This is a genomic window from Flagellimonas sp. 389 (assembly GCF_018449435.1).
Lineage (GTDB): Bacteria > Bacteroidota > Bacteroidia > Flavobacteriales > Flavobacteriaceae > Flagellimonas.
Map to the genome: position 1 here is coordinate 20597 of NZ_JAHCMU010000014.1, position 26165 is coordinate 46761.

Consider the following 26165-nt stretch of genomic DNA (forward strand, 5'->3'; position numbering starts at 1 on the left):
AAAATACAATAAACTTTACTTTCGGAATTTAAGTTAAAGTCAAATTTGAAAGATTTAAGTATTTTTAGTTCATAATCTGTCCAAATGTACATCAAGCGCAATATCAGTTGGAGCATTGTTTTAAGATATGGTTGGAAGAACCTTATCTTTTTTACTGTATACGCCCTTATTATCTTTGGCGTTTATTATGGTTTGGATTGGACTTTTATTGACCTTCCCTTTCAACCCCTTACGGTAATCGGTATTGCGGTTTCCTTTTATATCGGCTTTAAAAACAGTCAAAGTTATGATCGATTTTGGGAAGGACGAAAAATCTGGGGCGGAATCGTCAATTACAGCAGAACATGGGGTATACGTGTGCTTTCATTCATAAAATCCAATGACCTAGAGAAAGACAAAGAAATACATAAGCAACTGATTCTTCGCCATGTCGCTTGGTTAAATGCCCTGCGTGTTCAGCTGCGGCAGCCCAGATCATGGAGTATTAGGGAAAATAAAACCGTGGAAAAAGTCTTTGATAAGCACGGCGAACGAAATATCTCTTGCAACGAAGCCTACAACTTTGTAAGCATGCGAGAGTTTAGTGACTTGAGAAAGCGGGTGAATCCTGCAACACATTTGGTAAAAAATCAAGCACTAGACGTAACTAAGCTAAAGGAAGATGGGCTGATCGATGGTTTTCAAGAACTCCAGTTGCAAAAAGTTTTGGAGGAATTCTACAATTTACAAGGAAAGTGTGAGCGCATAAAAAATACTCCATTTCCCAGGCAGTACGCTTTTTTCTCAAAAGTATTCACATGGATTTTTGTTCTACTGGTGCCTTTTGGTTTGCTGAATGTTTTTGAGGCACACAACCAAGATTATGGTGTCGATGGTATGGACTGGTTGATTTTTCTGCAAATTCCTTTTTCCGTTTTGATTTCTTGGATTTTTACCACCATGGAAATTGTTGGGGATAACAGCGAAGATCCCTTTGAAGGGAGGGTGAACGATGTACCAATGACCGCCTTGTGCCGCACTATAGAGATTGATTTACGCGATATGCTTGATGAAGCGGAACTTCCAGAACCTGTAAAAGCTAAAGACAATATACTGTATTAATGCCCCGTATTCCTAGCTCTTATCATCCATCATTTTTCTTGAGAAACGGGCATCTTGCCACAATTTATGCGGGTCTTGTTAGAAAAGTCAACGATGTTATCCAAAAAAGGGAGCGTATTTTTTTATCTGATGGAGATTTTCTGGATTTGGACTGGAGTTATAGTTCGACCACAACAGAACAGCTAGTAATTCTATTGCATGGTCTTGAAGGGAATGCCCAACGTCCGTACATAACTGGAAGTGCCAGATTATTCAACCAGAACGGATTTGACGTTTGTGCAGTAAATCTTCGAGGGTGCAGTGGCGAGCCAAATACACGCTATCGCTCTTATCATTCTGGAGCAACAGAAGATCTAGCAGAGGTCATTCAGCATGTACTGAGCTCAAAAAACTATTCACATATCTATTTAAAAGGATTTAGTCTTGGTGGAAATCTACTCCTCAAATATCTAGGTGAAAGAACCTTGGTTCCAAAAGAGCTAAAAGCTGCCGTTGCGGTTTCCGTTCCTTGCGATTTGGAGGAATCGGCTAAAGAAATCATGAAACCAAAAAATGTACTGTATGCGGCACGATTTAAAAAGAACCTATTGGCTAAGCTCAGGCAAAAACAAATTCTATTTCCTGAATTAGTGAACGATTCTGATCTAGTTACCATTAAAACATTGTTGGATTTTGATGATTTTTACACAAGCCAGGCACATGGTTTCCATAATGGATTGGATTATTATACAAAATGTAGCAGTCTTCAATTTTTAAAAAACATTACTGTTCCAAGTTTGATCATCAATGCCAAAGACGATTCTTTTTTGGGTGAAGCTTGTTATCCTTTTCAGGAAGCGGACAAAAACAAAAACCTGTATTTGGAAGTCCCCAAATACGGAGGGCATGTAGGGTTTTGGGGCGAAAAAAATATCACATATACAGAAAAAAGGGCGCTTGAATTTTTTAATTCAACATAAAAAATTCACAGCCTATCCTTTTACAGGTTTTTCTATGTGTATTGACTCTAAATAATGAACCTTTCAAGAAATCAGAAACATAGTACCTCTTTATTAATTAATTTAGTAGCTAGTTCTATTCAATTTGATACAATGAAAAAAGTAATCCTACTCCTTACATTGGGAGTTTTTGTTGCCAGTTGTGGCGGAAAAAAAGAAGAAAAAAAAGATGGTTTTGAGGTAAGCCGAACCAAATCCGAAGACAAGAAAGCGCAAGCCAGTGAAGCAATACCAATAGATTTGGACAACAAAGGGGTTGGGCCTATTAAAAATGTCGCCTTACCAGATGAAATCGATACCGAAATGGCTTCTCTTGGAGAGGCTAAGTTCAATGCTATTTGTGTGGCCTGCCATATGGTAGACCAACGTATGATCGGCCCTGCAATGGAAGGGGTTTTAGAACGCCGTAGCCCAGAATGGGTCATGAACATGATATTGAACCCAGATGGTATGCTACGCGAAGACCCTATAGCAAAAGCCTTACTGAAAGAGTATAATAATGCTATAATGCTTAACCAAAACCTTTCAGAAGAGGAGGCTAGAGAACTTTTGGAATACCTTAGAACTTTATAAAAAAATACATGCTTAAAAAATGCCGTTACCTATCATACAAGGGTAGCGGCATTTTTTACGTAAATATTGAATCATCATTCTTCTATTAACCTTGCGATAAACCCCCAGTTCATTGCCTGTTCTCGCCCCAAGTAGGGAGGATTACCGACTGCTTCTTGCCATTCATCATCAGAACGAATCCAAAAGACCAATTTGTTTTCACCTTTATTCAGATTGAGTTCTAAAGTTTCCTCCCCATCGATTACCCGCATAAAATTATGCATATCCAGTTCACGGCCATGAAAAATTATCTTATCATTTAGGGAGATAAGCAACACCTGGGTATAATCGTAAGCCAAAGTAACTTTCTTAGCTGCATCTGATGATATTGTGGTTTTGGCAAAAACAGCTTTTTCAGGATGGTCATAATAACGGGCCAAATTTATAATTCCGGTATTATCTGCTTCGATGGCTTTCCATTTGTGGTTTTTTTCTGCCTTTTCAAACAACTTAAAATATTGACTTTGCGAATGAATATTTCCATCCATTTGTTCAGAAACACTCCATTTTTTTAAATAGCCACTGTCCAATTCTGGCTTTTCTATTTGAAATGGTTTCTCTAAAGGTGATACTTCAATATTGCTAAAATAGGCCTCTGCAAAACTGGTTTTCAGAAAAATAGAGCCTTCGTCCAATTCAGTTTGTAAAAGTTCAACTTCCATATTTGGTTTTTTTTCATCCCCTATTAATACTCGCATGTTTTCTCCAAAAACTTCAATTCTTATATGGAACCATTCTTTTGGTTGAAACTCTCCTGCCGTCTCATAAACCGGTTGATTGTACAATTGCCACGGGTGTGAACCATTGAACACAGGTATGTACTGAATGGCATTGTTTTGGCCACCGGAAAATACGCGAAAATATAAAAATTCATAGCCCCATAGGTCTTTGGCCCTAAACCCAAATCCGGGCATTGCTTTTCCTGCAATATCCATATCCAGTACAAAATTAGTATGGGCGCTGTTTTTTAGTTTTGCAATTTCATGTCTACCCAAATAAATGGCATCTTTACTTTTATACTTTATTACCTTTAAATCCAACTCTTGATTATTTTCATTATCCACAACCATCCAATGTTCCGATGTTAATGGTATATTTTGGGCACTGAGCGTTTGGACAAAAATTGAATAGATTACTACAATAAAAATTTTAACTTGAATGGATTCTTTATAATGCATAACTTAAAAATTGAAAGTTTTATTTTTATGCAATATTGAACCTTCAACCGGTATTTAAGCCATCAAAAACCGTTTATCTATGGGTCATTTTTCGTTCATTTTATAGATTATTCCATGCAAGCAACCGAAAGAAATTCGATAATACGTTGTATCACATTAATTGAGCAGCGCTTTTTTCCTGAGCAATTTGCATTGGGAGAAAAACCTAGACAGCGTGATCTGGAATATTTAATAGAGTTGATGGAGGAAAAATCAAATATTCGAATAAGTCTTTCTACAATGAAACGGCTTTGGAAAAATGAGTTCAATCAAATTCCACATTTAAATACCCTAAATGCCCTAGCTTCGTTAATTGATCATGATAGTTGGAATTCTTTTCGGCAAGATGAAAACAAGGTAGTTAAAACATTACTGCAAAAACCAAGTACAAGAAGTGTACCTATTAAAAAATACGCACTTTTTTCGTTGTTGGGCGTACTGGTATTTATCTCAGCCTTTATATTTATTTCCAATCGAAACAAGCCGATATCAGTCCCTGATAATATTATATTTTCAGCCAATAAAACGGTAGCTCACAATGTTCCAAATTCAGTTATTTTCTCATACGACCTAAAGGGTATTGAAGCTGATAGCTTTTTTATACAGCGTTCTTGGAATCCTACTCATAAAAAGAGCATCGACCCCAGCAAAAAAACTTTTTCTGAGATGTACTACTATCCTGGTTTTCATTGGGCCAGGCTAATTGCCGATGATGAAGTCATTAAAAAAATAAGAATCAATGTAAAAACAGATGGCTGGTTTGCAACTGCCAAGACGAATAGATTGGATTCCATTCCGTTTTATCCTGACCAATCGCAATTAATAAATGATGGCAGTTTTAGGGTGGGCGACAACATATTTGAAAACTCAAAAATAGATATTAATAAAGGCTTAATTGTTTCCTATTTTAATATACGGGAGTTTAGTGGCTTATTATCTGGAGAATATATCTTGGAAACAAGAGTCAAGTTTGATGCTATTGCCGGTATAGTTTGCCCGTACATGGAAGTGAAAGTTATTGATGAAAAATCCTCTTGCTGGTTGGGCATAACGGATAAAGGCTGTGTAAGCAACTTAAATGTAAAAGTGGGCGATACCATTTTAGCTGGAACCGAAAACGATTTTTCCACCTTGGGCACAGATTTATCCGAATGGCAAGATATACGATTGGAGAGTTCCAATGGACGTTTTAAATACTTTTTGAACGATGCTCTTGCCATAGATGAACCTTTTGAAGATGACCGAGGAAAGGTCATGGGGCTTATCCTTACATTTACGGGGAAAGGCGCAGTAGATTTTGTACGCTTAAAAAATGGAGAAGGTGAAGTAGTCTATACGGAAGGATTCGACAACTAATTATAAAGCCATGGGAAAATACTTTTTATTATTACTTATTGGAATTCTTGGGGTATCCGCAAATGCACAGACCTTGATAGGTGCTTGGGAAAACACAAGTTTTTCTTCTGAAGGAAACTCCTTGAAAAATATCCTTATCATTTCTGAAGCGTATTACGCATCAACGTGGTTCAATACCAAAACAGGGACCTTTGTGAGCACAGATGGAGGGCAATGGGCTTTGAAAGGCGATGAAATCACACATACTATTGAATTTGACTCTGGTGATTCAGAACATATTGGTGCCATAGTATCTTTTAGGATTGAGCTGTCCCAAGACAAATTGAAGATTAAGGGAAATGATAGCGCATGGACTCGAATTGATGATGGTAGTCCAGGTATCTTGGCAGGAGCTTGGTTAATGTCCGGTCGTAAACGCAATGGGGAATTCCAAACCAGGGATACCGACCGACCGCGTAAAACCATGAAAATACTTTCGGGAACCCGTTTTCAATGGATTGCGTACAACACGGAAACCAAAGAGTTTATGGGTACGGGCGGTGGCTCATACACCACGGTTAATGGAAAGTATACCGAAAATATCGAGTTCTTTTCACGAGATGATTCAAGAGTGGGTGCAAGTCTTCAATTTGATTACAGTATAAAAGATGAGGATTGGCATCACTCTGGGTTTAGTAGCAAAGGTGACCCGCTTTATGAGGTTTGGAGCAGGAGGAATCCATAATGGCTATCTTTACTGGTAATCAAAACCTAACGCCATGAAAAACTTTTTAATCTTCATTGCTTTCTGTTGTCTTTCAACTTGGATTTATGCACAGGATACCGCGACAGAAAAACATTTTATCGCTTTATATACTGTTGGTGAAGGTTGGGATATGGAAAAACAGCCTGCTGAACAACCTTACTTTAAAGAACATTCAGCGTTTCTATCCCAATTGCGAAAAGAAAAAAATATTGTAATCGGTGCCCGTTACAGTGATACAGGTATGTTAGTTTTAAAAGCAAAAGACTTAGAAACCGTAAAAAAACTATTAAACCAAGATATTGCAATCCAAAATAAACTGTTTAATCTGATCATACATCCCTTTAATCCATTTTATAAAGGATGCGTTGAATAATACACAATCATGAAAAGACTTTTTCTTTACACTTTACTTTTTGTAACATTTTGCATTCAAGCCCAAAATATGAAACTCCCCTATGACGAGATTCCAGAATATCCTGAAAATTATGATTCAGGGAATATCATGACCAGAATGATAGATGGTCTCGGTTTTCGCTTTTATTGGGCAACGGAAGGATTGACACAAAAAGACCTGGACTATAGCCCTTCGAAAGAAAGCAGAAGTGTCCTGGAGACCATGCAACATATTTATGGTATGTCCGAAATGATATTGAATGCTCCCAAAGCAAAACCAAATGTTCGGCCCAAGGATTTTACGATCTATTCCTATGAAGAATTGCGTCAAAAGACCTTGGAAAATCTTAAAGGGGCAAGCGATTTAGTGGCAGGCAAACAAGCTAAGGACTTTGAGGATTTTCAGGTAATCTTTCAACAGGGAGACAAACAAACGCCTTTTCCCTATTGGAACTTGATCAACGGAATGCTCTCCGATTGTATTTACCATACAGGCCAGATAACCATGATGCGTAGGATTTCCGGTAATCCCATTAATCCTAACATTAGTGTTTTTACAGGTAAAGTGAGGAAGTAAGCCTATATTAAAGCATCATCCACAACAACCTTATAGGTAGGGTCTTCAAGAACATTGACCTCAATGATATCCTTGGCATTGTCCAAAAGCCGAATACAGTCTTTGCTTAAATGTCTTAGATGTACTTTTTTTCCTGCCTTTGCGTAACGCTCAGTTAATTTGTTCAAGGCTTCTATACCCGACATATCTGCTACACGGCTTTCCTGAAAATCGATGATTACTTCGGTTGGGTCATTTTGAATATCAAACTTTTCAGTAAACAGCGTAGTCGAACCAAAGAATAAGGGGCCATAAATTTCATAATGTTTGACACCATTGTCATCCACATATTTTCTTGCGCGAATTCGTTTAGCGTTTTCCCAAGAGTAAGCTAAAGCAGAAATAATAACTCCAAACAGAACAGCAATAGCCAAATTATGAGTAATGGCAGTAATCAAGGTAACCAACACCATGACGATTACATCTGAATTTGGCATTTTTCTAAAGGTTTTAAAGCTCGCCCACTCAAAAGTACCGATGGCAACCATGAACATTAATCCTACTAATGCGGCCATGGGCAATTGCTCTATCAAGCTGCTACCGAACATGATAAAGACCAAAAGCATCACTGCCGCCGTAATACCAGATAGCCTAGCTCTTGCACCGGAAGAAGTATTGATCAAACTTTGCCCTATCATGGCACAACCGCCCATCCCCGAAAGAAATCCAGATAAAATGTTGGCTGCACCCTGCGCCACACATTCCTTGTTTCCGCTACCACGGGTTTCGGTAATTTCGTCAATGATATTTAGGGTCAATAGACTTTCAATAAGCCCGACCCCAGCTACAATTCCTGCATAAGGAATAATAATTAAAAATGTTTCCCATGTAATCGGGATTCTTGGAATGGAAATAGGAGGAAAACCGCCTTTAATGCTTTCTCCTTCTTTCATAGTATCCGCTACGGTCAGCGTATCTACTCCAAATCCGATCACTATTGCAGATACTACCAAAATTGCCAAAAGGGATGAAGGAATCGCTCTTGTCAATTTTGGAAAGCCCCAAATAATCAACATGGTCAATAAAGTTAAACCCAGCATGGTGTACAGTGAAGCACCAGACAGTAATTCTTCTGTTCCTTTCTCATAAAAATTAGGAAACTGCGCCATAAAAATGATAATCGCCAGTCCATTTACAAAACCGAACATTACGGGATGCGGAACAAGACGGATAAATTTTCCCAATCGAAGTACTCCGGCCAAAATCTGAAGTATTCCAGCAATAATGACCGTAGCAAAAACATAGTTCAATATAGTCGTAGGCTCTATTCCGGGAAAAGTTTTTTTGAGTTCCAGAATCAGTCCAACAAAAATAACGGCAACTGCACCCGTTGCTCCAGAAATCATTCCCGGGCGACCTCCCAAAATTGAGGTTACCAATGCCAGCACAAAAGCAGCATATAGTCCAGTTAATGGTGAAAATCCAGGAATCAACGCAAAGGCAATAGCTTCTGGTACTAATGCCAAAGCTACGGTCAGACCTGATAGTATCTCGGTTCGGTAATTTACCTTTTGGGAAAAGTCAAAAAGATTAAGGTACTTTTTCATCTCTTAATTTAAAGCGGGCAAAAATACTATTAATCATTGGTTTAGCCTGAAATGCGAAGAGAATTAAGAATTTGGCAATTTAAGAGCGAAACACTGGTAATCCAATAATAATTTATCTGAAGGGCTTGTCAACTCAATGAATATGGGCATAGTATTAAAAAAGAACCGCCCCAAGTAAACTACTCGAGGCGATTCTTAACTAAATAACCAACCAAAAAACTTGTTTAAATAGTCGAACACTATTCTTATTCCTTACTATTTTTTCTGTCGAGTTACGTTCATTATGGAGTTTTTAACCTTTGAACGTTTCTTACCAACAGCAGAACTCGATTTTAAATATTGCGTATATCCTCTTCCTGTAAACTCATACGTCGTTCCACTTGCAACATGGTACAATTCAATTGTACTATCATCAATAACGTAAAGCTCAAAATAATCATTGCCCAAGAAGTCATAATCCAGTGTTAAAGTTTTGAGTGTTGTGTCATTGGCTACATCGAACACCCTATAGTCACCTTCATAGTCCCATTGCAAATTCGCCAAAGGGATTCCTATATTATCCACAGAAGACCTAAAGAATCCATCATTTGCATCGGATAGGAACTGAAGATAATTTTCATTATCGAACTCGTTCAACACTCCTAATTCACTGGTGAATGTTTTTTCCCATGCACTATATTCTTGAAGGAAATAATTGATATTATCATAAAACACCATATCATAATCAAAATTGTTTCGTTGAAATCCTCTTAGAATATATGACGTATCCGAGCGTGAATCGTACAGCTCCAATGTATTGTTATTTACTGCAAAAACGTCTAATAGCCAAAGTCGGTCAATATCATGATCGATTTCGACAACACCGTTCAATGTTCCATAAGAACCAACATCTATTCCCAATCCATTCCCTGTTTTTCCAATACCCACGATGTTGTTATTGGCGTACAGAATACCTCTGTTAAAAGAAACCGTGAAAGCGCGTTGTAAAAAAGGCACCTCCCCATTCCCTCCCGTTGCGTTGATATCCACATACCATAAGTCGTACGATTCCAATACCAATGCTGTGTTCAAAGGCGACTCTTCGATAAAGTCATCTTCAATTATAACTTCTGTATAACATGAACTTGCTAAAAGCCCAATGAATAAAATTCCGAATAGTAGTTTTGCATTTTTCATACGCTTTGGTTTTTGGGTTCGATCAATTAAAACCAAGCACCATGCCAAAAATTATAACTTTTTGATAATCAGTATTTAATATTAAAATTGATATATTGTTTAGCTTTGCCAGCTAAATTTGACGAATGGAAAGAAAACTTAGGTTTGGAGTTTTGGGCGGCGGTAGTTGGGGAACAGCTATTGTAAAAATGCTTTCTGAAAACTTGGAGAATGTTGCATGGTATATGCGAAGTGTATCTGCCATTGAACATTTAGAGAGAGAAGGGCACAATCCAAATTACATAAGTTCTGCAGAATTCGATGTTTCAAGATTGCAACTCAGCAATGATATGAATACAATTATTGAAGCTTCCGATATCTTGATATTTGCGATTCCCTCTGCTTTTTTGGAGAGTGAACTCAAAAAATTAACGGCCTCCTTGGAAGATAAAATAGTTTTTTCCGCTATAAAGGGCATTGTACCCGAAAGTGGTTTGATCGTAGGCGAGCATTTTCACGATATGTATCAAATCCCTTTTAAAAATATAGGGGTTATCACCGGGCCTTGCCATGCTGAGGAAGTGGCCATGGAACGTTTATCCTATCTCACTATAGCTTGTGCCGATTCTGATAAAGCTGAATTAGTCGCCGACCAACTGAAAAGCCATTACATACGCACAAAAATCTCCGATGATATCATAGGCACCGAGTATGCCGCCATGTTAAAGAACATCTATGCCATTGCTGCTGGAATTGCACACGGATTAGGATATGGAGATAACTTTCAAAGTGTTCTAATGAGCAACGCTATCAGGGAAATGAAAGGTTTTATTGATGGTGTTTATAAAATGAAGCGCAATATCAATAATTCAGCATATTTGGGTGATTTGTTGGTTACAGGATATTCCACCTTTAGCCGAAACCGAATGTTCGGGAATATGATCGGCAAAGGGTATACGGTGAAGAGTGCCATGATGGAAATGAATATGGTCGCTGAGGGGTACTACGCCACCAAGAGTGCCTATTTTTTAAACGAGAAGCGCGCGAAAAAATCAAGAACACCAATCATCAGCGCAGTGTACAAAGTACTTTACGAAGAGAAAAATCCGAAAAAAGTCTTTAATAAATTAACCGAAAAATTGGATTAAGACTAATTGAGAAGTACCTCATCGGATATGCTTTTGCCTCTGGGAATGGAATTGTCCTGTATGTCTATCGTCATGGCATCATAAGATTTTATATGAGCTTTGTTGACGATGTAAGACTTATGAACCCTTCTAAAATTTTTTGGCAAAAGTTGCAGCGCTCCCTTTATGCTACCATAACTTGTTATTCTCGATTTATCCTCCAAATGATAGGTTACATAATTTCCGAGGCCTTCTACGAAAAGGATGTTTTTAGTGGGTATGCGATGCGTTCTACGGTTAGATCGTATTTCTAAAATCTCGTTTTCCAATCCTTTGTTTTTTTCATTCTCAACCGCCCACAATTGAAACAACTTAACACTAAGAATAAATAGGACTGTCGTATTGATCAATATAATTGCCCTTACCAATGACATAACATGAAATAATCCCGTACTGGAGTCATTTAAAAGTAATTTCTCATAAAACAGATGGATGAAAATCCTTTGTAGTATTCCTCCCAATAGCAAGGTTATGGCATAGCCAGTAAAAAAAGCTACAAAATTTCGCTTCAACAAATAACGGGGCAATAAAAAATAGATGGTTGTGTAAACAGCAAAGATTCGAATGGGCAGCAGTATAAATTCCAAATAAAAGGATGCCAGATATCCTTTGTCGTTTACCCAAATCAGTCCAAAAAGAACATAATAGAGACTCCAAAAAATACCATGGGTGGCAATTCTTGAATTAAAGAGATAAAATCTGTTGGCGGATTTCATGATAACCAAAAATTCAAATCATTCTACACGGTAAGTTCGTATAATAAACAGGTTCATACGTATAAATTACCAGATAGCTAAAAATAGGCAATCTAATTTTAAAGAAAATTTAAATTCTTTGTATGAAACTTACATGTAGCTTATGCTCTTTTCTTATCGTGGTCATTTTGTCATCAATTTCTACCAATGCCCAACAATTGGGAAGAAGGACCTCTTGGGGGGCTAAAATAAATAGTCCTGCAAACGGTGTGCCCGGAGCTACCATTATTGACATTGATGAGAATAGCCCTCTTGCAAAAGCTGGCTTCTTACCTAATGACATCCTTGTTGAAGTCAATGATGTTCCATTGAAAGATGCGGATGTCTGGAGCGATGTTTCTTACGGCCTAAGGGGCGCCGTAGATACAAAAATCAAAGTTATACGGGACACCCAAATTGTTGAAGCCAATGTAACGTTCAATCCATTGGGTAAGGAAGAGCATAAAGGAATCGATACTTTTTATGAAGAGGTGACAAGTACCTATGGTATTACACAAAGAACGATCATAACCAAACCTAAAAAAACAGGAAAACAGCCCGCCGTGGTCTTAATCGGAGGTCTAAGCTGTTCCAGTATTGAAACGTATAGCGGTCGTAGGGGCAATAATTGGGGGCAGACCATCAAGGATTTGGTGGAAAAATCCGGTATGGTGGTCATGCGTGTTGAAAAACCGGGCGTTGGTGATAGCGAAGGTGATTGCAGTACTTCAGATTTTTTAATGGATTTGGAAGGTTATAGGGCGGCAATCAAAAACTTAAAATCAAAATCCTACGTGGACCCTTCAAGAATTGTTGTCTACGGCTCCAGCATGGGAAGCGCATTGGCGCCGTTACTCGCCAATGAATTTAATCTGGCCGGGATTATTTCTGATGGAACCTTCTTTAAAACATGGTACGAGCATATGCTGGAGATTGAACGCCGCATTTTAAGTTTTAAAGGTAATACCGAATCCCAAATTGTTGAAAAAATGAACAAGTACTATATTCCATTGTATCATGGCATGCTCATAAAAAAGCAGAGCTATCAGGAAGTAATCGATGATTATCCAGCTCTTGCCGATTATAACTATCATTCCCCAGAGCATATGTATGGACGCTCAATGGCATATTACCAGCAGCTACAAGATTTTGACCTTGCCGGAGAATGGGAAAAAGTAACAGTTCCTGTTCGAATTTTAAGGGGCACCAACGATTGGATCATGTCCGAGTTTGATAATAAAATGATTATTGAAGTATTGGAACGCAATGGACATAAAGACCATATTCTCTACGAGTATCCTGATTTAGACCATTGGAATACCATACACAAAAGTCCAAAGGATTCTTTTGAAGGAAAACCTGGCAAATGGGATGAGGGCACCATAAACCTTATTATAAAATGGGCACAGGAAATTGTTGAATCGACCGTTTAAACCCTTTCAAGAGAAAAGTTGGAATGGGAATCCAATTCTTCTTCCAGCTTTTCCTTAAAAAAAAGTATTTGAGCATCGTCGTAATTGTATGCGTTTTTGAATTCATCGAGAACAGGTTGCATGTATTTACGAACACTTTCAATATCGAAATATAGCCTTCCCGTTCTTCTAATAAAGAAATCCATCGGGTTTAACGCCATTTCATGGGCAATAGAAAACCGCACTTCGGCAAGAAGCATTTTTAAGGAAACATCTTCTTGCTTTAACTCAGCATAGTTTTCTAAGATAGCTTCAGTTTGTTTTCCATAGTTGGTTACCAAATACCAAGCATCGTAAGCTGTAAATCTATCGGTCTTAATACGCTCAAAAACCTCATCAATATATTTTTTTACATGTTTGAATTTTTTGAAATCACTTCCGCAAAGTGCAATCTTATCTGTGGTGCAAGGTTTGAAGGTCAATTTCTCTTCTTCTTCCATTTTTTTGGTTATCCTGTTCACTACGCGTTCCGCCATCTTACGATAACCTGTAAGTTTACCCCCGGCAATACTTACCAGTCCGGTATCCGATGTGAAAATTTCGTCTTTTCTGGAAAGTTCGGAGGCTGATTTTCCTTCTTCATGAATCAACGGTCGTAGACCTGCCCAAGATGAGATGATATCTTCCATCTCCAAATTAATATCCGGAAACATATTATTGACAGCAGAAATCAAATAAATGGCATCCGCTAAATCGGTTTTAATATTGTCCTTATCCAAATTAAAATTGGTATCCGTTGTACCTACGTAGGTGATTTTACCCCTTGGAATGGCAAACATCATCCTACCATCCGGAATATCAAAATACACCGACTGTCTTACAGGGAGCTTCTCTCTAGGAAAAACCAGATGAACCCCCTTTGTCAAGTGTAAACGTTTCCCTTTTTTTGAGTTATTTACGCTCCTGAGTTCATCTACCCAAGGCCCTGCTGCGCTAATGACATATTTTGATTTAATTGTAAACGCTTCCCCTGTGGCTTCATCGTTTACAGTGACCCCGGCCACCTTATCGTCTTCGTAAAGGAAGCCTGTCACTTTTGCATAGTTCAACGCTTCGGCGCCGTGTTTAAGGCTTGTCTTTATATTTTCAATGGTCAGTCGTGAATCATCCGTTCTGTATTCTGCATAATACCCCGCACCATTTAATATTTTCTTTGGAAGCAATGGTTCTAGTTTTAGAGCCTCTTTTTTCTCCAACATCTGTCTTTTGTCATCCCCTGTAACCTGTGCAAGAATATCATACACTTTTAGACCAATGGATGTCAGCCATTTTCCATAAGAGCCTCCTTCAATAAGTGGCAAGAGCATTTTCTCCGGAAGTACTAAATGCGGCGCTAACTTGTGCACAATGGCCCTTTCGGAACCAACTTCCTTAACCAACCAAAAATCGAACTGCTTTAAATATCTTAGACCACCATGAATAAGTTTGGTAGATTTACTGCTTGTTCCAGAAGCAAAATCGCCTTTCTCCAATAAGGCCACCTTCATTCCTCTTGAAGCCGCATCCAGCGCAATTCCACCTCCGGTAATTCCACCTCCTATGACAACAAGGTCAAACTGTTCTTTGGAAATTCTTTGGATGGTCGCTGTTCTATCCAGATTGGAAAATCGCATATTCTCTTTCATATGTATAGCAATTTGTAAAACGTAATTGTCAAAATTACACAAAATGTAAACGTTTACAGTGCTGTTGAATTAAGTTTGCATTAAATCTGTTTGGAAAAATCGTACTCTCGCTCTACCAAACAAACTCTGACCTTATACCAAGAATACCAATCTTTTATCCCTTTTTGCTGTGCAAACTGATGCTCTATATTTGATTTCCAGTCAGCAATGGCCCTCAAACTCTCCCAATAACTTATGGTTATGCCCAAGCCATCTCTGGCACTTTCAAAATCTAAAAAACCCGGCTGTTGACGAGCTAGCGCTTCCATCTTTGATGCCATTTCTGCATACCCATCATCACCTTCCGTTCGTTTGCTTGTGAAAATTACCGCATAGTATGGTTTTTGCAGCTCCATTTAGCTTATGTATTTTTTTTCAAGAAAGTATTGAACCAAGGCTTCTTTCATTAAAACAGATTGCTCTCCTGCTTTTAAAGGTGGTAACTGCTCTTTGACTTTGTAATGTGGCCAACCGTCCTCATCAAAGAAATCAAAATCATAATATCCATAAGGTTCCAGCAATCTACAAATGGCAATATGCATCAGGTTAACTTTCTCATCTTTTTTAAAGCTTCTATGAAAATTACCCAATTCCTGCACCCCTACCAAGTAGATGATCCCGTCAATCTCCAAGGGGTCGCCATCAGAGAACTGATTCGACAGTTTATCCACTAACAAATCCCATCTTTCCTTGAGTTTTTCGTCTCTAGACATGTGCTTTTTTAGAAGCTTCAAAGGTACAAATCAATATCCTATATTTGTTGAAAACCTGTATATGAGCTTTTTGGATATTGTTATAGGTATACTTTTAGTATGGGGTCTTTACAAAGGTCTTAAAAATGGACTTTTTGTTGAGATAGCTTCTCTAGTGGCACTTATAGCAGGTATTTATGGAGCAATACATTTCTCCTACATTGCTGGGGATTATCTTGCAGAAAACATGAACTGGAGTGAGCGCTATCTAAAAATTGCCGCTTTTCTCATTACTTTCTTTGCCATTGTTCTATTGGTTCATTTTGCTGGTAAGTTCTTGACCAAAATTGCCGATTTTGCCATGCTAGGCCTTTTGAACAAAATCGCTGGCGGTATTTTTGGAGCCTTAAAGGTTGCTATTATAATAGGTGCATTATTGGTTTTTTTCGAAAGACTCAATTCATCTTTCAACTTTATCAATGAGGACACAAAGAAAGAATCCATCTTTTACGAACCCGTAAAGGAAATTGGGGCTATCGTTTTTGGACTTGTGCTCCAAGATAAAATAGAGACGTCCAATGAGTTTGATAATCAAGAAGGTTCATCGTCCCTATAAACGGATTCTTTTTATCGATAAAAGGAAGTCGCATTTACCATTCATCGATCCAAGGGATTCAAATTTGCCACTTATCGGATTATTCTGAATCCTATAGAACTTTTATGGTCGAGCTATCGCCCCTCCATAGTTTAGTTTCCAGAACACAGGAAATCCTTAGAACAGATTTCTACCAGTACCCCTGAAAATGAAAAAAAGATATTACACTATGTGTGTCGTGGCGCTAGCCATAGCACTCACCACGTGCAGTAAAAGTGCATCAGTTGAAGAGGAAGGCATTTTAACCGAAGGTTTGGGCGAAAGCGAAAAAGTCGTTGTAGATGCCACGAAAATGGAAAAAGATCTTCTTGATTTGATCAATCAATACAGAGCAGAAACAGGAGCTACCAAACTACAGTCCAGTACATCTTCCTATAAGTATGCAAAGGATCATAACGTTTACATGATCGGTCAAAACAAATTGAGCCATGATAATTTTGATTCCAGAGCTTCCAAAATAGCAAGTGAAATAAATGCTGTGGATATTGGCGAAAATGTAGCAAGACATTATGCTACTGCACAATCTACATTGGATGGCTGGTTGAAAAGTTCTTCGCACAAAACAACTATTGAAGGAGATTATACCCATACCGTTTTAAGTGTGCAGCTTGATAAAGAAGGTAGACCTTATTTTACCCAGATTTTTATGAAGGTGAAATAACGTTATAGGAAGAAATATAGTGCCCAAATGATTGAAGCTCTTGCCCTGCAAGGGCTTTTTTATTAAATGCCCTATGCAGCACCAAAGGTTTTTTATACCTTTCCTTAAATTCTTTGAATATGGCCATAAAAGCTCCTTTCAATCTTAACAAATGGGTAGCGGAAAACCGTGATACGCTTAAACCCCCTGTAGGCAATAAAAATCTTTATAAAGATGCTGGAGACTATATTGTGATGATTGTTGCCGGTCCTAATGCGCGTAAAGATTATCATTATAACGAAACCGAAGAGCTATTTTATCAGTTGGAAGGAAATATAGAAGTCCACATTCAGGAAGACGGGCAGAAAAAAACCATGAAATTGGGCCCGGGAGATATGTATCTCCATCCTGCTAAGGTTCCACATTCCCCTGTGCGTTATGAGGGTTCCATCGGACTTGTTGTTGAAAGAAAGCGCAATCATATGAATGTGGACGACGGTCTATTGTGGTTTTGTGATAATTGCAATAACAAACTCTATGAAGCCTATTTTACACTGCATGATATTGAAAAAGATTTTCTGAGTCACTTTAAGCATTTTTACAATTCTGAAGCACTACGTACATGTGATAATTGTGGAACCGTAATGCCAGTTGATGAACGATTTATAGCTAAAGAATAATCACTATGATTTACGTTGCAAAAGTTTTTATCGTCCTCGTAGCCGTTCTACATTTTTACTTTTTATGGCTAGAGATGTTCGCGTGGACCACGAAAGGGAGAAAAGTATTTCGCAAGTTTCCACAAGATTTGTTTGAGCCAACCAAGGCCATGGCAGCCAACCAAGGGTTGTACAATGGCTTTTTAGCGGCCGGGTTGTTATGGTCCTTATTTATCCAAAATCCAGATTGGCAAATCTATGTAGCCTTATTTTTTCTTGGTTGTGTTGTAGTCGCTGGGGTTTATGGTGCATATTCCGTTTCCAAAAAAATATTTATGGTACAGGCAGTTCCGGCAATTTTTGGTATTCTCTCGCTTTTGTTTCATTATTTCATTTGAAAAATCCCTACTCGGTACATCAGGATTATTCGTAGTTTTGAAAAAATATAACAATTCACGCATAAAAAGTTATAAATGTCAAATATTGCAACAGCTTTTGGAATACACGAAGCACTAAAACAATTAGGGCTAAGTGAAATAAACGAAGGTACATCCACAGGTACCAAGAATTTTGGGTCTGGTGAAACAATCTCTTCCTATTCCCCTGTAGATGGGACACTCATTGGGAAAGTAAAAACTACGACCGAAGCCGATTATGGTAAAGTAATGGATGCCGCTACTTCTGCTTTTAAAGATTGGCGTTTAAAACCCGCTCCACTACGAGGTGAAATTGTAAGACAATTTGGGGAAAAGCTTCGTGAACTTAAAGAACCTCTTGGAAAATTGGTTTCCTATGAAATGGGGAAATCGTATCAGGAAGGATTGGGCGAAGTTCAGGAAATGATAGATATCTGTGATTTTGCTGTAGGACTTTCAAGACAATTGCACGGATTGACCATGCATTCTGAAAGACCAGGCCATAGAATGTACGAACAGTACCATCCCCTGGGCGTGGTAGGGATTATTTCCGCTTTTAATTTTCCAGTGGCAGTTTGGGCATGGAATACGGCACTAGCTTGGGTTTGTGGCGATGTATGTATTTGGAAACCATCAGAAAAAACACCTTTATGTGGTGTCGCTTGCCAAAATATAATAACGCAAGTCTTAAAAGAAAATAACCTTCCCGAAGGCATTTCTTGTCTAATTAATGGCGATTACAAAGTAGGTGAGTTGATGACCAGCGATAATAGAATTCCGTTGGTCTCAGCAACTGGCTCCATACGTATGGGAAAAATTGTAGCAAAAGCAGTCGCTGCAAGGTTAGGAAAATCTTTATTGGAACTAGGGGGCAACAATGCTATTATTGTTACCCCAGATGCAGATATTAAAATGACCGTAATAGGAGCGGTTTTTGGAGCCGTGGGAACCGCAGGACAACGTTGTACATCAACAAGACGCTTGATCGTTCATGAATCTGTTTATGATCAAGTGAAAAATGCTGTAACCGATGCTTATAAACAACTTAGAATTGGGAATCCTTTGGATGAAAACAACCATGTAGGTCCACTAATAGATACTGAAGCTGTAAAAATGTACAACAGTGCTTTAGAAAAAGCTAAAGCAGAAGGCGGAAGTGTTTTAATTGAAGGAGGCGTTTTGGTTGGTGACGGTTATGAAAGTGGATGTTACGTAAAACCTGCTATTGTTGAAGCCGACAATTCGTTTAAAATAGTCCAAGAAGAAACCTTTGCGCCTATTTTGTATGTTTTGAAATATTCTGGTGGAATAGAAAATGCCATTGCACAGCAAAATGGAGTAGTACAAGGGCTTTCTTCGGCAATCATGACCAATAACCTGCGTGAAGCCGAACGCTTTCTATCCGCATCTGGGAGTGATTGCGGTATTGCAAATGTAAATATCGGTACTTCGGGAGCGGAGATTGGTGGAGCCTTTGGCGGTGAAAAAGAGACAGGTGGCGGGCGAGAAAGTGGTTCTGATGCTTGGAAAGTTTATATGAGAAGGCAAACAAACACTATAAATTACACCACAGAGCTGCCCTTGGCACAAGGCATTAAATTTGATTTGTAAGAGAAAAGGCCGCTATTCTGGATGAACACAAAATAGACAGCCTTTCAAACAATTTAACTAACTAACTCAAACTTAAATCAAACCCTATTTCAATGCCGGATCTTTGTCGGGAGAAATAGGGTTTTTTACCTAATATTTATTTCAAATTTCAGCATATTTCTACAAGAATTTAGACACTCTAGTATCATTGGTCTTAAAAAGTGTATGGTTGGTATTTTTATGCACATCTTCAGTTTTGAGAAATCTTCATCTTTCAAGTTATAATCCCTTAATAACCTTGTATTCTTCGCTTTAAATTCTTTTTTTAACATTTTTTTAATACTTTGGTGTTCTGAAAGGATTGCCCTCGGTTATCGAGGGTACTGCTTTTAAAAACGATCAAGGCATCAATAAACAAAATAATGGCTAATACAATTCTCAACTAAAAGTTTAACCAAAACACTAAAAAAATGAATTTTGAAGATTTTGATATTTGGCTTTGGATCATCCCAATATTGGTTGGAATTTTCGCTGGTATTCTAGGATATCTTATTGGGAAAGGGAAAAACGTCCCTTCTGTAGATTATTCTTCAGACATCAATGCCTTAGAGGTTCAAAATGCAAAGTTGAAGGCAGACCTAGAAATTTGCACAAAAAGGCTTAATATCTCAAAAACCCCTAAAAAACAAGCTGATTCTGCCCCAGCTATTTCTGAACCCATTACATTGGGTTTTGATAAAGATGTTGCAAAAAAAGCGCTAGGAAAAAAAGTAAAAGAAGATGATTTGAAGATAGTGGAAGGTATAGGTCCTAAAATTGAAGGACTGTTCCATAATTTTGAAATAAAAACTTGGAAGGCTCTATCCGAAACTTCCACAGATAAGTGCCAAGAAGTATTGAACTCTGGAGGTGACCGATACAGAATTCATGACCCTGCATCTTGGCCCATGCAAGCCAAAATGGCTTACGAGGGACAGTGGAAAGAATTGGCCAAATGGCAGGACAAGCACAAATCAGGTAAATTCTGATTTATGTATTTAAAATAAAAAATGTCGATTACAAAGTTCCGTTGGCCTCGACCCATTTAAATTTATATTGGTCTTGACCAAATTGCATGCGTTCCGAGATTCTTTGAAGTCGGTCTGGTAATTTCATCAAATAATCACGAGCTTTTTCCGCTTGGTCAGAAAGCCCTCTTAAATTTCCTACTTCCCAATAGTCATTCAACTTTTTAAGAATTTCAATGTAATCTTGCGCCGTGTAAACTCCAAGTCGTTGTGCACAGTTGGAAAAAAGTTCAAAAGCAGCTCCGATACTATCCCCAGATTCTCTTAAAAAATGAGCAGGCATTACAATTTTTTTCTTCATCATGTCGGCAAAGGCATTAACCATTCCACTGGGGTCTTGTCCCAAAATCGTCTTTACAAACTCGCGATAGGCCAGATGGTGTCTCATCTCATCCCCAGCTATGATGTTGCACATTTTTCCTAAGACGGCATTTCCTTTTTGTTTTGCCATTTTGCCCACACGCTTGTGTGAGATATTGGTAGCCAATTCTTGAAATGTAGTGTAAACAAAGTTTTTGTAGGGGTCTCTATCCGTACCAATATCAAATCCGTCAGCAATTAAATGTTGGGTGGTAATTTCAATCTCCCGCATATTGACCCTTCCGGATAGATACAGATATTTGTTGAGCACATCGCCATGTCTATTCTCTTCTGCTGTCCATGCCCTCACCCATTTGCTCCATCCATTTTCTTTACCGTTGTGCTGATCTATTCCTTCAACATCCATTAACCAAGATTCATAGGTTGGCAAAGCTTCTTCCGTTATGGTATCGGCTACAAGCGTAACCCAAAAATCATAGCCAAGTTCCTTGGCCTCTTCTCGTATTTGTTCTGTTTCAGTAAAGAACTTATCACTTTGGGAATCTGGCAAAAAATCGCTCGGTTGCCATATTTCCTCTATGGGCACCAAAAATGAATCCATAAAACCCTTCACTTTTGGTTCTATAGCTTGCATTACTTCTAATCTTATATTTTTTAACGACATAGCATATCTTTTAAGTAAAGGTCTTCATTAAAATTCAATAAAGCGTGGATTTGTTCTAGTTTCTTCCTGTTTCTCCTTCGTAGAAAGTATGTACAGGATCACTTTGCCAAAACGCTTTCGTTTCCGCATCCAACAAAGTCAATGCACCCATAAAAGCAGCACCCGTATCTACATTCCAAATATTCGCCCTGTTTTTAGGAGGTACCTGTTCTTTCTTTGAAACTGGTGTGTGACCAATAAAGATTTCTTTGTAGTGAATCAATCGTTTTGGAAAGTTTTCATCTTCAGGGTTTAATTCAGGATTTAATGCTTGTGCCATTTCCCATAATGTGCGGTCCCAGTAAAAGGTTTGGTGAAAGTATTCATAATCCACTCCCTTAAGATTGGTATAACCTGCATGAAGGTAAAGTCTGTTATTGACATCCAGATGATAGTTTTGTAACTGGGCATAAAATTCCAAATGTTCTTCCCATTTTTCTTTTTTCACACCCAAATAAGAATCCCTCGTAGCCTTTCCACCATGGGCCAACCATTGGGGATTCTCCTTTTTGGTCAATAACCACTCTCTGCAGAGTTCATCATGGTTACCACGGATAAATGTACAGTTGAACTCTTTTTTTAAATAAATGAGAAAATCAACGGTTTCTACCGCTGTGCTCCACCCGTCTACATAATCCCCCAAAAAAATAAGATGGTCATCCGTGCTTACTTCAGCTTTTACCAAAAGTTGTTCCAAGGCTCTCATCCCAGAATGAATATCCCCTACTACCAGTGTTCGCATCTACTAAATTTTGGGCAATTATACGGAACAAATGATTCCCTGCATTAAAAAAGAACATAAAGTTAAAACTGTAGATTTCCATTTTGGTTTAGGTTTACAATTAATAGTGTATTTCATCGATTTTTGTAGGACACTTTAACAATACTTTAAGTTTTTTGTTATATTGAAAGGCTATTCAATTAAACCTCGACTATATGAAAAAATCTTTACTCACTAGAGCTGCATTTTTTTTCTGCAGCTGCCTTATTTTAAGTATTTCGAACTTAAAGGCACAGAACCTTAAAAACACTCACGACGACGCACCTCAAAAAGGCCACAATCTCTACAAACAATCAAAACTCTATGATAGTAAAAAAGGGCCAACAGGTGTAAAACCAAAAGCGGTTGGAGATCGTGCAATGGACCGCTTGTCCTATGAATTTAGACAAGTACAAGATCCTTTCACAAAAACAATACCTGATAACATTCGGCTGAAAGAAGCTGCTTTTTCTGGAAAAATAGACTCTACGGACATTCAACAGCAAATGTCAAAAAGTTATGGAAGCGCAGTTTCCAAAAAAAGATTCTTTTATTGGCGAAATCGTGGCCCCGCAAATGTAGGCGGCAGAACACGTGCCCTAGCACTGGACAGACGAAATGAAAATACCATTCTTGCTGGAGGTGTGTCCGGCGGGCTCTGGCGTTCGACCAATGCTGGTGATAGCTGGCGAAGGGTTACCAGAAAATGGCAATCTCCAAGCATAACCGCAATTGTGCAAGACCCCAGAAAATTTAGAAGTAATGTATGGTATTATGCTTCTGGAGAACGGTATGGTAATTCTGCTGGAGCAACCGGGGCATTCTATCAAGGAACGGGAATCTTTAAATCCTTCAACAATGGAAGAAGTTGGATACAAATGCGGGACAACATATCTGATAACGATGTTACCACAATTTCTTCTTTTGATATTATAAATAGCCTGGCCGTACACCCTTCAAACGGAGATGTATATGCCGCTACTTTTGATGGACTGTTTCGTTCTAAAGATGGAGCAAGGTCTTTTGAAGAAGTACTTCCAAGCGGATTCGATAGTCAGACCGAAATCATGATTACACCAAATGGAACCCTTTATGGAACCGTAGACATTTTTGGAGGTGAAAATGCAGGCTTCTTTACCTCACAAGATGGTGATACCTGGACCAACATTACACCGGAAGGAATATTTCCATCTTTTGGAAGAACAGTAATGGCATATGACCCTTCGGACGAAAACAGAATTTATTTCTTTTCTTATGACCTTAGCAATGCTGGAGAGGCCTTTCTTTGGAGATACCAGGCAGATGCAGAAACTCCAGAAGAACAATGGGTAGAGCTTACGGTTAACCTTCCTACCAATATTGGTGGCAGGGCCGGAGATTTGGATTTACAAGGCGCCTATAACATGATTATCAAAGTACATCCTACAAACCCAGACTTAGTCTTTTTAGGAGGAACCAACCTGTACAGATCTACTACAGGTTACACAACACCAACAGGACGTGAAGGTTGGATTGGTGGTTATACCGCTTTTGCGGATAGTTTTGCGCTATACCCTAATCATCATCCTGATCAGCATAATATGGTCTTTTTACCCTCCAATCCCAATAAGGTGATTACTGGAAATGATGGTGGTGTACAGGTAACGGAAGACATTACCATTGAAACTGAGCCAGTAAGCTGGACCTCTTTAAACAACGGGTATATTACTACACAGCCATACGCAATCGCAATAGACCCTGAAGGCAATAGCCAAGATGTAGTAGCCGGTTTCCAGGATAATGGATCGTGGTTTACCAACTCCACCAATGGGAATGATCCATGGGAGAGCGATTTTGGCGGTGATGGATCCTATAATGCTATAGCTGATGGAGGTCTTACTAGGTATGTATCATCGCAATTTGGCAACGTATACCGGCTCAACTTTAACGATGCCAATGAAGAAATATCATTTACAAGAGTACAGCCTGCCGGAGCCTCTGGTTTTGATTTTGTAGCTCCTTTCATATTGGACCCCATCAACGATAATATCATGTACATGCCTGCGGGCGACCGTATGTGGCGTAACAACAATTTGGATGAAATCCCGCTGTTCTCCAATGCGCAAGCAACGGTAAATTGGGTGGAACAAACACAAACTGCAACTCCAGATGGTTCTTTGATTACCGGACTGGATGTATCTAAGTTTCCAGTTGCAAATCGACTTTACTACGGAACCTCAAGCGGTTTGATTTATAAGGTAGAAAATGCCAACTTGGATGACCAAGCTGTTGTAGATATCTCTAGTGGCAAAGGGCTTCCTGGTGGTAACATTAACCAAATGTATGTAGACCCCAATAATTCCGATAAAGTCTTTGCTGTCTTCTCCAACTACAACATCCAAAGTATATTCATGAGCAAGAATGCGGGTGAAACTTGGGAGAATATCAGTGGTAATCTAGAAGAAAACAGCGATGGGACCGGAAATGGTCCATCCGTAAGATGGTTTGCCATAGGGGGTAACAATAACCTGTATTATGCAGGTACCAGTACGGGTCTCTATGTTGCATTTTGGCTAAACGGAGAGCGTACCAGATGGTTTAGAGAACCTTTTGTAGTAGGGAACGTTGTTGTACCACAAGTACGGACAAGAGAAGATGGTTTTGTTGCCATCGCAGCACATGGAAATGGTATCTATAACGCCCAGTTCTTTGCGACTTCTTCACCAGAAGCTTCATTGAGCACCACTTATTTATTGCCCGATTTGAAACTGCCATTAAGTAGTGCAGATAGGGAAGTGAGCGTAGAAGATTTATTTGTAAGCTCCTCCGGAGGTTCAATATCTATAGAATTGACCAATTCCAATCCTGATTTAGTTACCGCTGAATTAAACGGGGATATCATCTCATTATCCTTTGCACCAGATATGGCTGGTACTGCAGCTATTGGGCTTATTGCAACTTCAGGCAAAGAACAAGTTGCCGAAGGGTTCACGGTTACACTTACCGAGTTCCCAATTTATGAACAAAATGATGTCCCGACCAGTAGTAATCCTTCACAATTAATTACGGATTTAGGTGGCGCTTTACTGCAATCAGCAGACGATTTTATTGTCCCTGAAGGAAGTCAATGGACCATAAACAATCTTGTTGCTTTTGGTGGTGCCAACAATAATCCATCCTTAACAAGTGCGTCGGTTGTCATCTATGAAAATAACGGCGGTCTTCCAGGTCCTGTTGTGTATGACAGTGGTGCCTTAACGGTTTCTTCTGCACCTACAAACACTAATCTTAGTCTGGATTTACCTGAACCCGTTCAATTGGAATCCGGCACCTATTGGCTTTCCGTTTATGCTAATCTTGATTTTGCGCCAAACAATACGCAATGGTTTTGGTTGACACAAGCTGGGTTGATCGGGAACGAATCTCTATTTAGGGATACTGCGGATCTGTTTGGCGCAGGTGCCGTTGATTGGATCAATAAATCATTAGTCTTTGGCGGTCTTCCAGAGGATCATGTTTTTCAGATTTTTGGAACTGCAGATAACGGTTCCGAAGGTGATACAGTCATGGAAATAGCACCTTCTGGAATAGCTGAAGAGCAACCTTCCCAAAATTTAGCAAATATTGAACCCGATGTAATCACTGCTGTATGGCCAAATCCATCAACGGAAGAGTTTTATTTTGCCTTAAAAAATAACGAGGACACAAAGGTAAGTACACAAATCTTTAATATGGTTGGACAAATGGTGTACGAGAAGTTAGATCAAGACAGTTCCAAACCCTTCATCTGGAATGCATCTAATAGCCCGGCAGGAATTTATTTTGTAAAAATAACGGGGGCTAATACTAATGAGAATTTTAAAATCATTAAGAGATAATAACCTTG

The 26165-nt window shown here is 38.8% G+C and carries 25 protein-coding genes; 16 read left to right on the forward strand and 9 right to left on the reverse strand.

Annotated elements, in window-relative coordinates; genetic code table 11:
• The first annotated feature begins 84 nt into the window (after positions 1–84).
• The 3 genes from KIM67_RS12830 (at position 85) to KIM67_RS12840 (ending at position 2672) form a co-directional block, all read left to right on the forward strand.
• A complete protein-coding gene (locus tag KIM67_RS12830) occupies positions 85–1101 on the forward strand; it encodes a bestrophin family protein (protein ID WP_213831957.1) in 1017 nt (338 codons plus the stop codon).
• Positions 1101–2060 carry a YheT family hydrolase gene (locus KIM67_RS12835; protein ID WP_213831958.1) on the forward strand — a complete coding sequence of 320 codons (960 nt, stop codon included), beginning with the start codon at positions 1101–1103 and terminating at the stop codon, positions 2058–2060. The genes KIM67_RS12830 and KIM67_RS12835 overlap by 1 nt, the downstream gene beginning before the upstream one ends.
• Positions 2061–2192: 132 nt before the next feature.
• The gene (locus KIM67_RS12840) at positions 2193–2672 is read left to right on the forward strand and encodes a c-type cytochrome (protein WP_213831959.1); all 480 of its coding nucleotides are present in this window, start codon (positions 2193–2195) and stop codon (positions 2670–2672) included.
• Between the two features lie 74 nt (positions 2673–2746).
• Here KIM67_RS12840 and KIM67_RS12845 read toward each other — a convergent pair whose 3' ends face one another.
• Positions 2747–3889: a hypothetical protein gene (locus KIM67_RS12845; RefSeq protein ID WP_213831960.1), complete on the reverse strand. Its 1143-nt coding sequence runs from the start codon at positions 3887–3889 to the stop codon at positions 2747–2749.
• Between the two features lie 114 nt (positions 3890–4003).
• On the opposite strand from KIM67_RS12845, the gene KIM67_RS12850 reads away from it, so the two are divergent.
• From KIM67_RS12850 to KIM67_RS12865, 4 genes are all read left to right on the forward strand, one after another.
• Positions 4004–5284 (forward strand): hypothetical protein, encoded by a 1281-nt coding sequence (locus tag KIM67_RS12850; protein WP_213831961.1) that lies wholly within the window; start codon positions 4004–4006, stop codon positions 5282–5284.
• A gap of 10 nt (positions 5285–5294) precedes the next feature.
• The gene (locus tag KIM67_RS12855) at positions 5295–6008 is read left to right on the forward strand and encodes a membrane or secreted protein (protein ID WP_213831962.1); all 714 of its coding nucleotides are present in this window, start codon (positions 5295–5297) and stop codon (positions 6006–6008) included.
• Between the two features lie 34 nt (positions 6009–6042).
• Positions 6043–6402, forward strand: a complete 360-nt coding sequence (locus KIM67_RS12860) for a YciI family protein (RefSeq protein WP_213831963.1) — start codon at positions 6043–6045, stop codon at positions 6400–6402.
• 69 nt (positions 6403–6471) lie between these two features.
• On the forward strand, positions 6472–6999 hold the full coding sequence (locus KIM67_RS12865; protein ID WP_250149259.1) for a DinB family protein: 528 nt from the start codon (positions 6472–6474) through the stop codon (positions 6997–6999).
• A 2-nt stretch (positions 7000–7001) separates the two neighbouring features.
• Here the strand turns inward: KIM67_RS12865 and KIM67_RS12870 are convergent, their stop codons facing one another.
• Together KIM67_RS12870 and KIM67_RS12875 are read right to left on the reverse strand one after the other, a co-directional pair.
• Positions 7002–8585: a SulP family inorganic anion transporter gene (locus KIM67_RS12870; protein ID WP_213831965.1), complete on the reverse strand. Its 1584-nt coding sequence runs from the start codon at positions 8583–8585 to the stop codon at positions 7002–7004.
• Positions 8586–8840: 255 nt separating this feature from the next.
• Positions 8841–9761: a nicotinic acid mononucleotide adenyltransferase gene (locus KIM67_RS12875; RefSeq protein ID WP_213831966.1), complete on the reverse strand. Its 921-nt coding sequence runs from the start codon at positions 9759–9761 to the stop codon at positions 8841–8843.
• Positions 9762–9886: 125 nt separating this feature from the next.
• On the opposite strand from KIM67_RS12875, the gene KIM67_RS12880 reads away from it, so the two are divergent.
• Positions 9887–10888, forward strand: a complete 1002-nt coding sequence (locus tag KIM67_RS12880) for an NAD(P)H-dependent glycerol-3-phosphate dehydrogenase (protein ID WP_213831967.1) — start codon at positions 9887–9889, stop codon at positions 10886–10888.
• Positions 10889–10890: 2 nt separating this feature from the next.
• On the opposite strand, the gene KIM67_RS12885 is transcribed toward KIM67_RS12880, so the two are convergent.
• Entirely contained in the window at positions 10891–11643 is a 753-nt protein-coding gene (locus KIM67_RS12885; protein WP_213831968.1) for a LytTR family DNA-binding domain-containing protein, read from the reverse strand.
• Positions 11644–11765: 122 nt separating this feature from the next.
• Between KIM67_RS12885 and KIM67_RS12890 the strand changes: the two genes are divergently transcribed.
• A complete protein-coding gene (locus tag KIM67_RS12890) occupies positions 11766–13094 on the forward strand; it encodes an alpha/beta fold hydrolase (protein ID WP_213831969.1) in 1329 nt (442 codons plus the stop codon).
• On the opposite strand, the gene KIM67_RS12895 is transcribed toward KIM67_RS12890, so the two are convergent.
• From KIM67_RS12895 to KIM67_RS12905, 3 genes are all read right to left on the reverse strand, one after another.
• Entirely contained in the window at positions 13091–14758 is a 1668-nt protein-coding gene (locus KIM67_RS12895; RefSeq protein WP_213831970.1) for a glycerol-3-phosphate dehydrogenase/oxidase, read from the reverse strand. The genes KIM67_RS12890 and KIM67_RS12895 overlap by 4 nt on opposite strands.
• Positions 14759–14838: 80 nt before the next feature.
• Positions 14839–15153 carry an antibiotic biosynthesis monooxygenase gene (locus tag KIM67_RS12900; protein WP_213831971.1) on the reverse strand — a complete coding sequence of 105 codons (315 nt, stop codon included), beginning with the start codon at positions 15151–15153 and terminating at the stop codon, positions 14839–14841.
• Positions 15154–15510: a hypothetical protein gene (locus tag KIM67_RS12905; protein WP_213831972.1), complete on the reverse strand. Its 357-nt coding sequence runs from the start codon at positions 15508–15510 to the stop codon at positions 15154–15156.
• 61 nt (positions 15511–15571) lie between these two features.
• On the opposite strand from KIM67_RS12905, the gene KIM67_RS12910 reads away from it, so the two are divergent.
• From KIM67_RS12910 to KIM67_RS12935, 6 genes are all read left to right on the forward strand, one after another.
• Complete coding sequence (locus tag KIM67_RS12910) at positions 15572–16105, forward strand: CvpA family protein (RefSeq protein ID WP_213831973.1); 534 nt, start codon at positions 15572–15574, stop codon at positions 16103–16105.
• 187 nt (positions 16106–16292) lie between these two features.
• Positions 16293–16805 (forward strand): CAP domain-containing protein, encoded by a 513-nt coding sequence (locus KIM67_RS12915; RefSeq protein ID WP_213831974.1) that lies wholly within the window; start codon positions 16293–16295, stop codon positions 16803–16805.
• Between the two features lie 119 nt (positions 16806–16924).
• Entirely contained in the window at positions 16925–17464 is a 540-nt protein-coding gene (locus KIM67_RS12920) for a 3-hydroxyanthranilate 3,4-dioxygenase (RefSeq protein WP_213831975.1), read from the forward strand.
• 5 nt (positions 17465–17469) lie between these two features.
• The gene (locus tag KIM67_RS12925) at positions 17470–17841 is read left to right on the forward strand and encodes a DUF1304 domain-containing protein (RefSeq protein WP_213831976.1); all 372 of its coding nucleotides are present in this window, start codon (positions 17470–17472) and stop codon (positions 17839–17841) included.
• A 75-nt stretch (positions 17842–17916) separates the two neighbouring features.
• Positions 17917–19470, forward strand: a complete 1554-nt coding sequence (locus KIM67_RS12930; RefSeq protein ID WP_213831977.1) for an aldehyde dehydrogenase family protein — start codon at positions 17917–17919, stop codon at positions 19468–19470.
• Positions 19471–19919: 449 nt separating this feature from the next.
• On the forward strand, positions 19920–20477 hold the full coding sequence (locus tag KIM67_RS12935; RefSeq protein ID WP_213831978.1) for a hypothetical protein: 558 nt from the start codon (positions 19920–19922) through the stop codon (positions 20475–20477).
• A 28-nt stretch (positions 20478–20505) separates the two neighbouring features.
• On the opposite strand, the gene KIM67_RS12940 is transcribed toward KIM67_RS12935, so the two are convergent.
• Entirely contained in the window at positions 20506–21501 is a 996-nt protein-coding gene (locus KIM67_RS12940) for an acyl-ACP desaturase (protein ID WP_213831979.1), read from the reverse strand.
• Positions 21502–21556: 55 nt separating this feature from the next.
• The gene (locus tag KIM67_RS12945) at positions 21557–22282 is read right to left on the reverse strand and encodes a metallophosphoesterase (protein WP_213831980.1); all 726 of its coding nucleotides are present in this window, start codon (positions 22280–22282) and stop codon (positions 21557–21559) included.
• A 194-nt stretch (positions 22283–22476) separates the two neighbouring features.
• On the opposite strand from KIM67_RS12945, the gene KIM67_RS12950 reads away from it, so the two are divergent.
• Positions 22477–26157 (forward strand): T9SS type A sorting domain-containing protein, encoded by a 3681-nt coding sequence (locus KIM67_RS12950; RefSeq protein ID WP_213831981.1) that lies wholly within the window; start codon positions 22477–22479, stop codon positions 26155–26157.
• Positions 26158–26165: the final 8 nt, after the last annotated feature.

Bases quoted from the DNA above. Each gene is read 5' to 3' on its own strand.
- KIM67_RS12945 (WP_213831980.1), bottom strand. From the start codon at position 22,282: ATGCGAACACTGGTAGTAGGGGATATTCATTCTGGGATGAGAGCCTTG.
- KIM67_RS12895 (WP_213831970.1), bottom strand. From the start codon at position 14,758: ATGAAAGAGAATATGCGATTTTCCAATCTGGATAGAACAGCGACCATC.
- KIM67_RS12930 (WP_213831977.1), top strand. From the start codon at position 17,917: ATGTCAAATATTGCAACAGCTTTTGGAATACACGAAGCACTAAAACAA.
- KIM67_RS12875 (WP_213831966.1), bottom strand. From the start codon at position 9,761: ATGAAAAATGCAAAACTACTATTCGGAATTTTATTCATTGGGCTTTTA.
- KIM67_RS12900 (WP_213831971.1), bottom strand. From the start codon at position 15,153: ATGGAGCTGCAAAAACCATACTATGCGGTAATTTTCACAAGCAAACGA.
- KIM67_RS12885 (WP_213831968.1), bottom strand. From the start codon at position 11,643: ATGAAATCCGCCAACAGATTTTATCTCTTTAATTCAAGAATTGCCACC.
- KIM67_RS12925 (WP_213831976.1), top strand. From the start codon at position 17,470: ATGATTTACGTTGCAAAAGTTTTTATCGTCCTCGTAGCCGTTCTACAT.
- KIM67_RS12855 (WP_213831962.1), top strand. From the start codon at position 5,295: ATGGGAAAATACTTTTTATTATTACTTATTGGAATTCTTGGGGTATCC.
- KIM67_RS12845 (WP_213831960.1), bottom strand. From the start codon at position 3,889: ATGCATTATAAAGAATCCATTCAAGTTAAAATTTTTATTGTAGTAATC.
- KIM67_RS12905 (WP_213831972.1), bottom strand. From the start codon at position 15,510: ATGTCTAGAGACGAAAAACTCAAGGAAAGATGGGATTTGTTAGTGGAT.
- KIM67_RS12835 (WP_213831958.1), top strand. From the start codon at position 1,101: ATGCCCCGTATTCCTAGCTCTTATCATCCATCATTTTTCTTGAGAAAC.
- KIM67_RS12880 (WP_213831967.1), top strand. From the start codon at position 9,887: ATGGAAAGAAAACTTAGGTTTGGAGTTTTGGGCGGCGGTAGTTGGGGA.
- KIM67_RS12865 (WP_250149259.1), top strand. From the start codon at position 6,472: ATGAAACTCCCCTATGACGAGATTCCAGAATATCCTGAAAATTATGAT.
- KIM67_RS12890 (WP_213831969.1), top strand. From the start codon at position 11,766: ATGAAACTTACATGTAGCTTATGCTCTTTTCTTATCGTGGTCATTTTG.
- KIM67_RS12870 (WP_213831965.1), bottom strand. From the start codon at position 8,585: ATGAAAAAGTACCTTAATCTTTTTGACTTTTCCCAAAAGGTAAATTAC.
- KIM67_RS12920 (WP_213831975.1), top strand. From the start codon at position 16,925: ATGGCCATAAAAGCTCCTTTCAATCTTAACAAATGGGTAGCGGAAAAC.
- KIM67_RS12840 (WP_213831959.1), top strand. From the start codon at position 2,193: ATGAAAAAAGTAATCCTACTCCTTACATTGGGAGTTTTTGTTGCCAGT.
- KIM67_RS12915 (WP_213831974.1), top strand. From the start codon at position 16,293: ATGAAAAAAAGATATTACACTATGTGTGTCGTGGCGCTAGCCATAGCA.
- KIM67_RS12850 (WP_213831961.1), top strand. From the start codon at position 4,004: ATGCAAGCAACCGAAAGAAATTCGATAATACGTTGTATCACATTAATT.
- KIM67_RS12830 (WP_213831957.1), top strand. From the start codon at position 85: ATGTACATCAAGCGCAATATCAGTTGGAGCATTGTTTTAAGATATGGT.
- KIM67_RS12935 (WP_213831978.1), top strand. From the start codon at position 19,920: ATGAATTTTGAAGATTTTGATATTTGGCTTTGGATCATCCCAATATTG.
- KIM67_RS12940 (WP_213831979.1), bottom strand. From the start codon at position 21,501: ATGTCGTTAAAAAATATAAGATTAGAAGTAATGCAAGCTATAGAACCA.
- KIM67_RS12860 (WP_213831963.1), top strand. From the start codon at position 6,043: ATGAAAAACTTTTTAATCTTCATTGCTTTCTGTTGTCTTTCAACTTGG.
- KIM67_RS12910 (WP_213831973.1), top strand. From the start codon at position 15,572: ATGAGCTTTTTGGATATTGTTATAGGTATACTTTTAGTATGGGGTCTT.
- KIM67_RS12950 (WP_213831981.1), top strand. From the start codon at position 22,477: ATGAAAAAATCTTTACTCACTAGAGCTGCATTTTTTTTCTGCAGCTGC.